The organism is Intrasporangium sp. (assembly GCF_030452765.1).
Classification (GTDB): domain Bacteria; phylum Actinomycetota; class Actinomycetes; order Actinomycetales; family Dermatophilaceae; genus Intrasporangium_A.
Window position 1 is genome coordinate 15,554 of the sequence record NZ_JAKDLO010000046.1, and the last position, 11,467, is coordinate 27,020.

At 68.6% G+C, this 11,467-nt stretch carries 10 protein-coding genes and 1 tRNA gene; 8 read left to right on the forward strand and 3 right to left on the reverse strand.

Annotation, left to right across the window (positions count from 1 at the left end; all coding sequences use genetic code 11):
* Positions 1–2 precede the first annotated feature (2 nt).
* The 6 genes from L0H79_RS07975 to L0H79_RS08000 all read left to right on the forward strand — a co-directional run bounded on the left by L0H79_RS07975 (position 3) and on the right by L0H79_RS08000 (position 4,987).
* Positions 3–85, forward strand: a tRNA-Leu gene (locus L0H79_RS07975).
* Between the two features lie 51 nt (positions 86–136).
* On the forward strand, positions 137–739 hold the full coding sequence (locus tag L0H79_RS07980) for an ANTAR domain-containing response regulator (protein ID WP_301484071.1): 603 nt from the start codon (positions 137–139) through the stop codon (positions 737–739).
* A gap of 112 nt (positions 740–851) precedes the next feature.
* Positions 852–2,264 (forward strand): branched-chain amino acid ABC transporter permease, encoded by a 1,413-nt coding sequence (locus L0H79_RS07985; protein ID WP_301484061.1) that lies wholly within the window; start codon positions 852–854, stop codon positions 2,262–2,264.
* A 20-nt stretch (positions 2,265–2,284) separates the two neighbouring features.
* A complete protein-coding gene (locus tag L0H79_RS07990) occupies positions 2,285–3,274 on the forward strand; it encodes a branched-chain amino acid ABC transporter permease (protein ID WP_301484062.1) in 990 nt (329 codons plus the stop codon).
* On the forward strand, positions 3,264–4,199 hold the full coding sequence (locus tag L0H79_RS07995; protein WP_301484063.1) for an ABC transporter ATP-binding protein: 936 nt from the start codon (positions 3,264–3,266) through the stop codon (positions 4,197–4,199). Before L0H79_RS07990 ends, L0H79_RS07995 begins: the two co-directional genes overlap by 11 nt.
* A complete protein-coding gene (locus L0H79_RS08000; protein WP_301484064.1) occupies positions 4,196–4,987 on the forward strand; it encodes an ABC transporter ATP-binding protein in 792 nt (263 codons plus the stop codon). Before L0H79_RS07995 ends, L0H79_RS08000 begins: the two co-directional genes overlap by 4 nt.
* Positions 4,988–5,091: 104 nt before the next feature.
* Here the strand turns inward: L0H79_RS08000 and L0H79_RS08005 are convergent, their stop codons facing one another.
* Complete coding sequence (locus L0H79_RS08005) at positions 5,092–6,333, reverse strand: ABC transporter substrate-binding protein (protein WP_301484065.1); 1,242 nt, start codon at positions 6,331–6,333, stop codon at positions 5,092–5,094.
* Positions 6,334–6,563: 230 nt separating this feature from the next.
* On the opposite strand from L0H79_RS08005, the gene L0H79_RS08010 reads away from it, so the two are divergent.
* On the forward strand, positions 6,564–7,157 hold the full coding sequence (locus tag L0H79_RS08010; protein ID WP_301484066.1) for a GNAT family N-acetyltransferase: 594 nt from the start codon (positions 6,564–6,566) through the stop codon (positions 7,155–7,157).
* A gap of 12 nt (positions 7,158–7,169) precedes the next feature.
* On the opposite strand, the gene L0H79_RS08015 is transcribed toward L0H79_RS08010, so the two are convergent.
* Complete coding sequence (locus L0H79_RS08015) at positions 7,170–7,595, reverse strand: PaaI family thioesterase (protein ID WP_301484067.1); 426 nt, start codon at positions 7,593–7,595, stop codon at positions 7,170–7,172.
* Positions 7,596–7,645: 50 nt separating this feature from the next.
* Here L0H79_RS08015 and polA point away from each other — a divergent pair, with 50 nt between their 5' ends.
* Positions 7,646–10,318: a DNA polymerase I gene (gene polA, locus L0H79_RS08020; RefSeq protein ID WP_301484068.1), complete on the forward strand. Its 2,673-nt coding sequence runs from the start codon at positions 7,646–7,648 to the stop codon at positions 10,316–10,318.
* A 56-nt stretch (positions 10,319–10,374) separates the two neighbouring features.
* Here polA and L0H79_RS08025 read toward each other — a convergent pair whose 3' ends face one another.
* Complete coding sequence (locus L0H79_RS08025; protein ID WP_301484069.1) at positions 10,375–11,193, reverse strand: class I SAM-dependent methyltransferase; 819 nt, start codon at positions 11,191–11,193, stop codon at positions 10,375–10,377.
* Positions 11,194–11,467: the final 274 nt, after the last annotated feature.

The following is an 11,467-nucleotide window of genomic DNA, read 5'->3' on the forward strand; positions in this document are numbered from 1 at the left end:
CCGCCGGGGTGGTGGAATGGCAGACACGGAGCACTCAAAATGCTCTGGCCGCAAGGTCGTGCGGGTTCAAGTCCCGCTCCCGGCACCCGATAGGCTCCTCATCGTGACCAGTGACGAGAGCACCGCCGAGCAGACCGTGCCGCAACCAGCCGGGCAGCCACGCTCGGCGCCGCGCATCGTCGTGGCCGAGGACGAGACGCTCATCCGCCTCGACCTCGTCGAGATGCTCGCGGAGCTGGGCTACGAGGTCGTCGGGCAGGCCTCGAACGGGGAGCAGGCTGTCGAGCTCGCCCGCGAGCTCACGCCCGACGTCGTCATCATGGACGTCAAGATGCCCGTGCTCGACGGACTCGCCGCAGCCGAGCAGATCCACGCCGGCGACCTGTGCCCGGTCATCATGCTGACCGCCTTCTCGCAGACCGAGCTCGTCGAGCGGGCGCGCGACGCGGGAGTCATGGCCTATGTCGTCAAGCCGTTCAGCTCCGACGACCTGCGTCCCGCGATCGAGATCGCCCGGTCGCGCTGGCAGGAGGTCAAGGCGCTCGAGGCCGAGATCGCCGACCTCGGTGAGCGGCTCGCGACACGCAAGCTCGTCGACCGCGCCAAGGGAGTGCTCATGAGCCAGCTCAAACTGAGCGAAGCCGATGCATTCCGCTGGATCCAGAAGACCGCGATGGACCGCCGTCTCGGGATGAGAGAGGTCGCCGAGGCTGTCATCAAGGGTTTCCCGACCTCCTGAGACGCCGCCCCGGAGCCCGGGCCAGGTCACAACTTCGAGGCGAGTCTTCCCAGGTCGCCGCAAGGGCCCCTCAGCTGTGGTTCAATCGGGCAGCGATTTGAAGGAGGCCGTCGTGCGACCACGCCTGATGGCGATAGTAGCCGCGTTCTTCCTGCTCTGCTTGACGGGGGTCGGAGCAGCGAGCGCGGCGCTCGTGGGTACACCCACGACTGCCAACCGTCCCGCCGTGCTGACCGCCGAGGGCGACCAGAGCCTCAAGGGCACCCTTCGCGGCCCTGATGGCAAGCCCTTGAGTGGGGTGACGGTCACCGCGGAGCAGAACGGCACATCGGTCGGCTCGGCCACCTCGAACGCCGAGGGCCAGTGGGAGGTCCCGCTGCCGAGTCCCGGGGAGTACACCCTCAAGCTCGACCTGTCGACGCTGCCCGACGGCGTGCAACCCCGCGACAAGGGCGGCGAGGTGCTCGAGGCCGTCGTCGTGCGACCGCAGCAGCAGCGCACCGTCATCTTCCCGCTAGTCAGCACGAGCCAGCAACAGCAGGAGAAGGCCGGGTCGGTTCCGCAGTCGACGAGCGGACCGACTCAGGCGGGAGACCAGAACGAGCCCGGCGCGACCGGCGAGAGTGGCGAGGGAACCACACCGAACCGGGTCCTCCAGCTCGTCGTCGAGGGCATCAAGCTCGGCGCGATCATCGCGATCACGGCGGTGGGCCTCTCGCTCATCTTCGGCACCACGCGCCTGATCAACTTCGCTCATGGCGAGATCGTCACGATCGGGGCCGTCGTCGCGTTCTGGGTCAGCACCAGTCCCGGGTCCCTGCCACTGGTCATCGGCGGCCTCGCCGCCGTCGTTGCCGGTGGCCTTCTGGGCGGTGGTCTCGAGGGTGGCCTGTGGCGGCCGATGCGTCGACGCAGCACCGGCCTGATCCAGATGTTCATCATCTCGATCGGCCTCTCGCTGTTCCTCCGCTACCTCATCCTCGTCCTCTTCTCCGGGCGCCGCGAGAAGTACTCGCAGTACGCCCTCCAGCCGGCCATGCATCTCGGGCCGATCTCGATCACGCCGCGCGACCTCATCGTCACGCTCGCCTCGTTCGCGATCCTCATCCTCGTCGCCGTCCTGCTCCAGCGGACCCGGATGGGCAAGGCGGCCCGGGCTGTCGCCGACAACAAGGACCTCGCCGAGGCATCAGGCATCGACGTGGATCGAGTCATCCTGTCGATCTGGGTCATCGGCGGAGCCCTCGCTGCGCTCGGCGGTGTCTTCTACGGCCTCACCCAGGGCGCGGTCTACTGGGACATGGGGTTCAACCTGCTGCTGTTGATGTTCGCCGGCGTCATCCTCGGCGGCCTCGGCAGCGCCTACGGCGCGATGATCGGCAGCATCATCGTCGGCCTCGTCTCGCAGCTGTCCAACCTGTGGTTCCCCCCGTCCCTGCAGAACGCGTGGGCGCTGCTCGTGCTCATCATCGTCCTGCTCGTGCGACCGCAGGGCATCCTCGGGCGAGCGGAGCGCGCCGGCTGAGGCGCAGGGAGTAGCTGATCATGAACTTCACCGATGTCCTGTCCAACGCCTTCCGCGGCGCCTTCGGCCCTGAGGCCGCGATCTACGCCCTCGCCGCCGTGGGCCTCAACCTGCACTTCGGCTTCACCGGCCTGCTCAACTTCGGCCACGTCGGCTTCATGCTCGTCGGTGCCTACGGTGTTGCCGTCAGCGTCTCGACGTGGGGCCTGAGCCTCTGGGTGGGCCTGCTCGTCGGGATCGCATGCTCGATCGTGCTCGCCCTGATCCTCGGGATCCCCACGCTCCGGCTGCGGGGGGACTATCTCGCCATCGCGACGATCGCCGGCGCCGAGGTGCTGCGCTACTTCTACCGGTCCGACTGGGCGGCGCCCCTCACCGGCGGTGTCTACGGCCTGCGCCAGTTCGCCAACGAGTTCTTCGCCCTCAACCCGTACAGCAGTGACCTCGCCCTGGGGCCCCTCTACTTCTCGGCCCGCAACCTGTGGGTCATGACGGCCGGGTGGGCTCTGGTCATCCTGGCCTCGCTGCTCGTGTACCTGCTGATCCGCAGCCCGTGGGGCCGGGTGCTTCGGGCGATCCGCGAGGACGAGCTCGCCGCGCGTAGCCTCGGCAAGAACGTCTACGCCTACAAGATGCAGTCGCTCGTGCTGGGTGGTGTCATCGGCGGCATCGCCGGGGCGCTCATCGCCATCGCCACCCAGTCGGTCAACCCCGACAACTTCAACCCCGCCGTGACGTTCTACCTGTGGGCGATCATGATCCTCGGCGGTGCGAGCACGATCCTCGGCCCCATCATCGGCTCGATGATCTTCTGGTTCCTCGCGACGTTCCTCGACTCGTTCCTGCGCAACGCCACGGCCTCCGGGGTCATCCCGCCCGACCTGCTCAGCGGTCCGGACGTCGGCGCGCTGCGGTTCGTCTTCGTCGGCCTGTGTCTGCTGCTGCTGATGATCTATCGACCTGCCGGGATCCTCGGCGACCCCAAGGAGCTGCGTCTCGATGTCCGATGAGCTGATCAACCCCTCGCTCATCGATGCACGCGAGGAGATCGTCGCAACGGAACAGGACTCCGCCAGGAGCGAGGGAGCCAAACGTGCGGCCGCGGCTCTCGCTGGTGTCGCGGCGGAGCCCGGGGTCGCGAAGCCCGACGCGATCCTCGTCGCCGACGACGTGAGCAAGTCGTTCGGTGGCGTCAAAGCGGTCCGGGTCGACCACCTCGAGGTCCAACGCAGCACGATCACCGCCCTGATCGGCCCGAACGGTGCCGGCAAGTCGACCTTCTTCAACCTCGTCAGCGGCTTCGACAAGCCCGACACGGGCACCTGGTCGTTCAACGGCACCGACATCAGCGGTTCCCCCGCCTACCGCATCGCGCGTCGCGGCATGGTCCGCACCTTCCAGCTGACCAAGGCCCTGATGCGCCTGACGACGCTCGAGAACGTCATGCTCGGCGCGACGGGCCAGCGGGGCGAGCGGATGCTCAACGCGCCGCTGCGCTGGGTGTGGAAGGGCCAGGAGAAGGACATCGAACAGAAGGCGGACGACCTCATCGAGCGTTTCCGCCTCGGACACATGCGCGACGAGTTTGCGGGCACGATGTCCGGTGGCCAACGCAAGCTGCTCGAGATGGCCCGGGCGATGATGGTCGACCCGACGATGATCATGCTCGACGAGCCGATGGCCGGGGTGAACCCCGCCCTCGTCCAGTCTCTTCTCGGGCACATCCAGCAGCTGCGCGACGACGGCATGTCGATCGTCCTCGTCGAGCACGACATGGACGTCATCATGAGCATCAGCGACTGGATCGTCGTCTTCGCCGAGGGCGCCGTCATCGCCGAGGGCCGGCCGGACGACATCCGCACCAACGAGAAGGTCATCGAGGCCTACCTCGGCAAGCGCCGTGCCCTCCCGACGAGTCAGGAGAACGAGGCATGAGCACCGACGCAGGCAACGAGTCGAGCAACCAGTCGAGCACGGGTGCGCCGAGTACGACGGGCACACCGCTGCTGAAGTCCCAGGACCTCGTCGCCGGCTACATCCCGGAGGTCAACGTCCTCAACGGGTGCACCGTCCACGTCGAGCAGGGTGAGCTCGTCGGCATCATCGGCCCCAACGGTGCCGGCAAGTCGACGCTGATCAAGGCGATGTTCGGCCTCGTGCCGGTCCGCGGGGGACAGGTGCTCCTGCGCGGCGAGGACATCACCGGGGCCCGCGCGCACCATCTCGTCGCCAAGGGACTCGGCTACGTCCCACAGAACGACAACGTCTTCCCCTCGCTCACCATCGAGGAGACGCTGCAGATGGGGATCTACCTGCGCCCCAAGGAATACGGCGAGCGCTTCAAGACCGTCGCCGAGCTCTTCCCACTCCTCGAACAGCGCAGCCACCAGCGGTGCGGCTCGCTCTCCGGCGGAGAGCGACAGGTGGTCGCGATGGGGCGGGCGCTCATGACCACCCCGGACGTCCTCTTCCTCGACGAGCCGTCCGCGGGCCTGTCTCCCATCATGCAGGACAGCGTCTTCGAGGCAGTCAAGACGATCAACGACTCAGGGGTCTCCATCCTCATGGTGGAGCAGAACGCCAACAGCTGCCTCGAGATCAGCGACCGCGCCTACGTCCTCGACCAAGGGCGCGACGCCTACACCGGCACGGGCCGCCAGCTCATGGAGGACCCCAAGGTGGTCGAGCTCTACCTCGGCACCCTGGCCCGGATCGCCACGTAGGCCGCGGTACCGCCCGAGACGACGAAGGGCCCTGACCACCGTGGTGGTCAGGGCCCTTTCCTCGTATGCCGTTCAGCTCAGTGAGCGAGCCGACCGTCCCTGCGTCACGAGGCCGGCTTGGACTCGACCGTCTTGACGGTCGTGAGCTTGCCGCTCTTGTCGAACTCGTAGACCTCGATCGAGGCGCTGCCCGGCTCACCGGCTTCGGTGAAGTCGAGCGGGCCGCTCGCGCCGTCGTAGTCGACGTCCTTGCCCTCGTCGATGAGCTTCTTGCAGTCGGCGAAGCTGGTGCACTTCTCGCCGTCCTTCGTGATGCCGTTGACGACCTTCTTGAAGTCGTTGGCATCCGTCGACTTCGCCTGCTCGGCCGCCAGCGCCAAGATGTTGACGCAGTCGAAGACCTGCGGGGCGAACTGGACCTCCTTGAGCGAGGGTGCGAACGCCTTGAGGTTCTTCAGGAAGTCAGGGTTGTCGGCTGAGGCCGGAGCCGTGCCCTTGAAGCCCGCGAGCTTGCTCGGGTCCCCGGGGCTGACCAGCTTTGCCAGGTCCGCGTTGCGCAGACCGTCGGCGCCATACATGCCGACCTTCTGCGGCGTCAGGCCTGCCTCGATCAAGCCCTGGATGATCTGCTTGCCCTCCTCGAACGCCACGATGACGACGGCATCGGGCTTCTTCGCGACGATGTTCGCCACCGGGGCGTTGAAGTCGGTCGCCTTCGGGTCGTACGTCTCGTTGAGCACGACCGTCGCGCCACCGTTCTGCAGCGCCTTGGCCGTCGCGTCGGCGAGACCCTTGCCGTAGTCGTCAGCCCGGGCGGTGATGGCGACCTGGCTGTGGCCGTCGGAGATGATCGTGTCGGCGAGGACGGGCCCCTGCAACGCGTCGGACGGCGCGGTGCGGAAGTAGAGGCCGTTGTCCTTGTAGTCCGTGAAGGTCGGTGCCGTGTTGGAGCCGGAGCACTGGGCCACGCCCGCGCCCGTCACCTTGTCGATGATCGCGAGCGACATACCCGAGGCGGCCGCGCCGATGATGGCGTTGACGCCGGCGGCGAGGACGCGGTCCGCGGACTGGTTGGCGATCGCCTGGTCGTCGGCCTCGTCGCCGCCGACCGGGGCCGGCACCTCCTTGCCGAGCACGCCGCCGTCCTTGTTGATGAGCGAGATCGCGTACTTCATCGCCTCGATCTGCGGCGGGCCGAGATACGCGAGCGATCCCGTCTCGGGAAGCACGTAGCCGAACTTCATCGGCTCGGCCGACCCCCCGCCGGCTGTGTTCCCCCCTGTCGGGCCGCCGCCCGTGTCGCCCGTGCCGCCGCTGCTGCCACATGCTGCAGCGAGCAGAGTCACGGTCGCAACCGCGGCCGCAGCCCTTACGCCTGTGAAACGCATTCTTTCCCTCCCGCAAGAGTCCCGGGCACAGCCATCTGCGCCCACGGGTGTGCGGCCACACTAGTGGCGCAGAGACAGCTCCGGGGCACATGAGACCAACCTGTGACCCCGTGGTCAGGAACACCTTCCCGACGGGGGCTACTGAGCGTAGGGTCAGGATGTTGTCTCGGGGTCTGGCAGGAGGTGGCATGGGTCGGTCAGCGGTCGAGGTTCGGCGCGTCGAGGGAGATCTGCGCGGCCCCTTCATAGACCTGTGGGTGGCGCACCGGATCGAGTCGGGGACGACCCCCGATGCGGCACGGCGGCTCGCTGCCGACGGCACGCTGAGCGCCGCACTGGACCGGTCGGACATCTGCGCCTTCATCGCGCACGTCGACGGCACCCCGGCGGGCTATGTCGTGGTCACCGACTCGACACGCAGCCCTCTGGTGGATGCCCCGTGCGTGTCGATCAGCATGCTGCACGTGCTGCCGGACCACCGCCGTCAGGGTGTCGCCGCGGCGCTGCTCGCGCGGACGGTCAGGTACGCCGACCAGGTGGGTGCCGTGCATGTCGCGAGCCTGGTGCCCGCACACGACCGCGAGTCCAACCGCTTCTTCGCGCGGATCGGCTTCGCTCCGGAGACGGTCCGCCGGGTCACGTCGGTGGCGACGCTGCAGCGGCGACTGGCCGGGGAGCGCTCGTCGCGTCGGCCCGTCGCCCAGGTGCTCCAGCGCCGCAGGGACCTTCGCGCACGTGCCCGCTCGGCGTCACCACGCGGATCATCCGTGGGCCTCGGCTGAGCCCGGGCGGCGTCAGGGCTGCGCCGGCGGGGCGTCGCGCAGCAGGCAGGTGATCCGCGAGGTGCAGACCCGCGCGCCGTCCTCGTCGGTGATGACCACCTCGTATCCGGCGACCGTGCGGCCCCCGCTGAGCAAGGTCGCCACCCCCGTGACCGTGCCCCGGCGAGCCGCTCGGTGGTGGGTCGCGTTGATGTCCACGCCGACGGCGACCCGGTCCGGGCCCGCGCAGAGGCCGGCGCCGACGGACCCGAGCGTCTCGGCGAGCACGACGCTGGCGCCGCCGTGGAGCAGGCCATAGGGCTGGGTGTTCCCTGCCACCGGCATCGTCCCGACGACGCGCTCTCGCGTCGCCTCGACGATCTCGATACCCATTCGTTCGATGAGCGTGCCGGTGATGTCGCCCTGTATGGACGCGAGCACCTCGGAGACGTCAGTCATGGCCCCGATCGTAGGACCGGGGCGTCGGTGGCTGTGGCTAGGCTTCGCGTGTGAGCCGACTTCTCCTCCTCGACGGGCACTCGCTGGCCTACCGTGCCTTCTTCGCACTACCGGCGGAGAACTTCTCGACGACGACCGGTCAGCACACCAACGCGGTATACGGCTTCACCTCGATGCTCATCAATGTCCTGCGCGACGAGCAGCCCACCCATGTCGCCGTCGCGTTCGACCTGTCACGGCACACCTTCCGCAGCGAGCAGTATGCCGAGTACAAGGCAGGCCGTGCCACGACACCCGACGAGTTCAAGGGACAGATCTCCCTGCTGCACGAGGTCCTCGACGCCCTACGGATCCGCTACGTCGAGCTCGAGGGCTACGAGGCAGACGACATCATCGCGACGCTGGCGTGCCAGGGGGGCGAGCAGGGCCTGGAGGTGCTGATCTGCTCGGGCGACCGCGACACGTTCCAGCTCGTGTCCGACCGGGTGACCGTGCTCTACCCGGTCCGCGGCGTCTCAGAGCTGTCCCGCATGACGCCCCAGGCGGTCCAGGACAAGTATGGCGTCACGCCGGCCCGGTACAGCGACCTCGCCGCGCTCGTCGGAGAGAGCTCCGACAACCTGCCGGGCGTGCCCGGCGTGGGCCCCAAGACGGCTGCGAAGTGGATCGGCCAGTTCGGTGACCTGACCGGGATTGTGGCCGGTGTCGACCAGATCAAGGGCAAGGCAGGAGAGTCGCTGCGCGAGCATCTGGACCAGGTGCTGCGCAACCGTCGCCTCAACCAGCTCGTTCGGGACGCTCCGGTCGGGGTCACGGTGGACGAGCTGTCCCGGGCCCAGTGGGACCGGGAGCAGGTCCACACCGTCTTCGACGGGCTCGAGTTCCGCGTGCTGCGCGACCGGCTCTTCTCGACGATCGAGGCCGCCGAGCCGGAGGCGGAGTCGGGCTACGACGTCGAGGGCGCAGTCCTCGAGCCCGCCGCGGTGGCCGGATGGGTCGCGGCACACCTGCCCGAGGGCCGGCGGGCCGGCCTCGCCGTCGTCGGCACCTGGGCCCGCGGCACGGGGGACGTGACGGCGGTCGCCGTCGCCGCCCCCGAGGACAGTGCCGCCTTCCTCGACCTCACCACCCTGACACCCGAGGGAGAGGCCGCCGTCGGCGGCTGGCTCGAGTCGGCCACCCACCCGAAGGCGATGCACGACGCGAAGGGCCCGGTCGAGGCGCTCGCCGCGCGCGGGTGGCGCCTCGCCGGGCTGACCTCCGACACGCAGCTCGCCGCCTACCTCGTCAAACCCGACCAACGCTCGTACCACCTCGACGACCTCGTCCTGCGCAACCTCAAGCGCGAGCTCGGCACCGCGACAGAGACCGGCCAAGGGCTGCTCGACCTCGACGGAGACGCCGACGAGCGCGTGGCCGGCAGCCAGATGGTCCGGGCCACCGCGATCCGAGACCTGGCTGAGGCACTGGACGCCCAGCTCGAGGCAACCGGGGGCACCTCGCTGCTCGCGGACATGGAGATCCCGCTCATCGGCGTCCTGGCCAGGATGGAGTCGACGGGCATCGCCGTCGACTCGGAGGGGCTCGATGCGCTCGAGCAGGACTTTGCCGCCAAGGTCGAGCAGGCCCAGCAGAAGGCCTGGGACGCCATCGAGGGTGAGCAGATCAACCTCGGTTCGCCCAAGCAGCTGCAGGTGGTCCTCTTCGAGACACTCAAGATGCCCAAGACGAAGAAGACGAAGACCGGCTACACGACCGATGCCGATGCCCTCGCAGACCTCTACGACAAGACCGGGCACAGGTTCCTCGAGGCCCTGCTGGAGCACCGCGACGCGGCGAAGCTGAGGGTCACGGTCGAGGGCCTGCAGAGGTCTGTCGCCGATGACGGCCGGATCCACACGACCTACCTGCAGGCCATCGCCGCGACCGGGCGGCTGTCCTCCACAGAGCCGAACCTGCAGAACGTGCCGATCCGCACCGAGGAGGGCCGGCGCATCCGTGACCTGTTCGTCGTCGGGCAGGGATACGAGTCCCTCATGTCCGCCGACTACTCGCAGATCGAGATGCGTGTGATGGCCCACCTGTCCGGTGACGAGGGTCTCATCGCCGCGTTCCGCTCGGGAGAAGACCTGCACAGCTTCGTCGGGTCCAAGGTCTTCAGGGTCGAGCCCGACGCCGTGACGGCCGAGATGCGCTCGAAGATCAAGGCGATGTCCTACGGGCTCGCCTACGGCCTGTCGGCCTACGGGCTCTCCAAGCAGCTGACGATCAGCACCGAGGAGGCGCGCGGGCTGATGGAGGGCTATTTCGAGCGGTTCGGCGGGGTACGCGACTACCTGTCCGGGGTCGTGGCCCAGGCCCGGGTGACCGGCTGGACGGCGACGATGTTCGGGCGGCGCCGCTACCTGCCCGACCTGACCTCGGACAACCGGCAGCGCCGCGAGATGGCCGAACGGATGGCGCTCAACGCCCCGATCCAGGGCTCCGCGGCCGACATCATGAAGGTCGCGATGCTCGGCGTCGACCGAGCGCTGCCCGAAGCGGGTCTGGCCTCCAGGATCCTGCTACAGGTCCACGACGAGCTCGTCCTCGAGGTCGCACCGGGCGAACAGGGGGAGGTCGAGCGGATCGTCCGGGCGGAGATGGGCGGTGCCGTGGCGATGGATGTGCCGCTCGACGTCAACATCGGCACCGGCCGCTCCTGGCACGACGCCGCCCACTGACCCCCCGGCCTTCGAATGGCCGCCCAGACCGGCTGCCCGTCCAGCCGGCGAATGGCTCAGCCCGGTGGCATCCCCTTGTCGCACACGAAGATCGCGGTGCCGGGCAGGAGCCGCCCGCGCAGCGGAGACCAACCGCCCCACGTCTCCTCGTGGTCGGCGGGCCACTCGGGCTCCACGATGTCCACGAGGCGCAGGCCGGCGGCGTGGATCTCCCGCACGCGGTCGCCGAGCGTGCGGTGATGCTCGACATAGCTCGCCCGTCCGGACGAGTCCTGTTCGACGTAGGGTGTCCGGTCGAAGTACGACTGGGTCGCGGTGAGCCCGCTGGGACCCGGGTCGTCCGGGAACGCCCACCGGACCGGGTGCGTCGTCGAGAAGACGAACCGGCCACCACGCCGAAGCACCCGGCTGGCTTCCGCCAGCACGAGATCCGAGTCGGCAACGAAGGGGATGACGCCGTAGGCGGTGAAGACGACGTCGAACGAGGCGTCCGTGAACGGCAGCGCTCGGCCATCGCACTGGACCAGCGGGAGGGCCGGGGTGGACGGGTGGCGCCGGTCGATGTCGGCGCCCGTCGAGAGCATCGCCCCGGACAGGTCGGTGGCGACGACCTGCGCCCCCTGTGTGAGCAGCCATCGGGAGCATTGCGCCGCCCCGGCGCCGATCTCGAGGACTCGCCGTCCACGCACGTCGCCGAGCAGATGGGCGTCGGCCTCCCGGAGCCGCTCCGGTCCCCACACGAGGTCCACGTCGCCGAGGAAGGTCCCGTGCTCGGTGTAGTAGTCGGCGGCCTCACGGTCCCACCACCGGCGGTTCGCGCCCGTCGTCTCGTCCGCCGACGCGGGACGGCGCGTGACATCAGCAGGTGAGCTCACGCCATACCCCCGCTTTGACCCGGTCGGAGGCCCGTCGATAGGATACTTCTGCACATTCGTGTGCTCAGTTCGACCTGCCCATCCGGCGTGCCCGAGCTCAACTGCGAGCTCTGGTGCGCGCCACCAACACCAATGTCCACAATCGGAGTTCCTACTACATGACTGCCAACACGGTCGAGAAGACCGCGCCTGAGGTTGCCATCAACGACATCGGCACCCAGGAAGAGATCCTGGCCGCGATCGACGCGACCATCAAGGACTTCAACGACGGCGA